This window comes from Arthrobacter sp. TB 26, assembly GCF_000427315.1.
Taxonomy (GTDB): domain Bacteria; phylum Actinomycetota; class Actinomycetes; order Actinomycetales; family Micrococcaceae; genus Arthrobacter.
In genome coordinates this window covers 1-1,294 of the sequence record NZ_AUPJ01000069.1, presented here as the reverse complement: position 1 = coordinate 1,294, position 1,294 = coordinate 1, and the positions used below count along the sequence as shown (strand labels likewise).

1 protein-coding gene and 1 pseudogene are annotated in these 1,294 nt (G+C 69.9%); both read right to left on the bottom strand.

All coding sequences use genetic code 11. The annotated features are described in order from the left end of the window. Positions 1 to 673 (bottom strand): GAF domain-containing protein (locus K789_RS0101435; protein WP_024365187.1); only part of this gene is annotated, 673 nt, incomplete at its 3' end. Positions 674 to 903: 230 nt separating this feature from the next. Next, positions 904 to 1,294, bottom strand: a pseudogene (locus K789_RS0101430) (pyridine nucleotide-disulfide oxidoreductase); the annotation flags it as partial.

Sequence of the window (1,294 nt, the reverse complement as noted above, 5' to 3'; positions counted from 1 at the left end):
CCTGGGCGGCAGCCACGGTCGCTTCGACGAGCGAGAGTGTGTGCGGGGCGACGGCGGACTCCGTCCCGGTGATGTCGACGACGCCCAGGAGCGCCCCGGAATCCGGATCATGGAACGGGACGGCTGTGCAGCTCCACGGGTGGACGGAGCGCTTGTAGTGTTCGGCGCCGGAGATCTGGATGCCGCGGCCCAGGGCCAGTGCGGTACCCGGCGCGCTGGTGCCCACGGTTGCCTCGGACCAATCAGCGCCCGGAACGAACATCATCCGCTCGGCCCGGCGCTGCATGGCCGCGTCGCCTTCGACCCAAAGCAGCCGGCCCACCTCATCCCCTACGGCCACCAGCATTCCGCTGTCGTGGCTGGGCAGGACCAGGAGCTTGTGGATCACCGGCATGATCGCGGCCAGCGGATGCTGCCGCCGGTACTCCTCGAGTTCTTCGCGGTCCATGGCCAGCGGGGCCTCGGGGTTGTCCGGGTTGGCCTGCAGCTCGGCAGAGCGGCGCCAGGACTCCTGGATCAGGCTGCTGAGACCCGGCAGCTGCACGCCCGCAGGGAACCCGAGTCCCTGGGTGTCCAGCTGCTCATGGCCGGCGCTGGCATACTGCTGGCGCAGCGCTGCGGAGACCCCACCTGCTGGCGGGAACAGCGCTGCCGGACGGATCACTTTCGTCATTGAACTCCCACCGGACAGGCGCGACGATGCCAGAGGCAGCCACGTCCGTCCCAGTGTAGTGCGCGTGCCGGGTGGCCGCCAGAGGTCGCGGGCCCTCGTTCCACGCCGCGCAATCGGTCCCGCGCTACGGACTGTCCTGCGCTACGCAAAAGCGCTGCCGACGCCGGAATACCGTGCGCGCCAGCGGATTCGCGCGTCGTGGGAACATTTGCGCCGCGGAGTGACGGCGCCTAGCCGCGGGAGATCTGCACCATGTCCTCGCGGGGAACCACCTTGACGCGCTCCCGGACGACGCCGTGGGCCTCGCCGGAAGCGGACCACTCGGCACCGAGGGCCAGCTCGTGGGCGTCGAGCCTGTTCCAGCCGTCCCAGGTGGTGTATTCGATCCCGCGCTCTTCAAGCAGGTCGATGATCGCCTGCGGATCCGGGTTCTGCGCCGGCGGGAGGTTGAGCCTGTCCTCGAGCAGGAAGCCGATGGTTTCCAGCGCGTCGCCCTTGGTGTGCCCGATCAGGCCCACGGGGCCGCGCTTGATCCACCCTGTCGCATAGATGCCCGGGACGGGATTGCCCTCGGCGTCGAGCACACGGCCGCCCTCGTTGGGGATAACGCCGCGGCGGGCG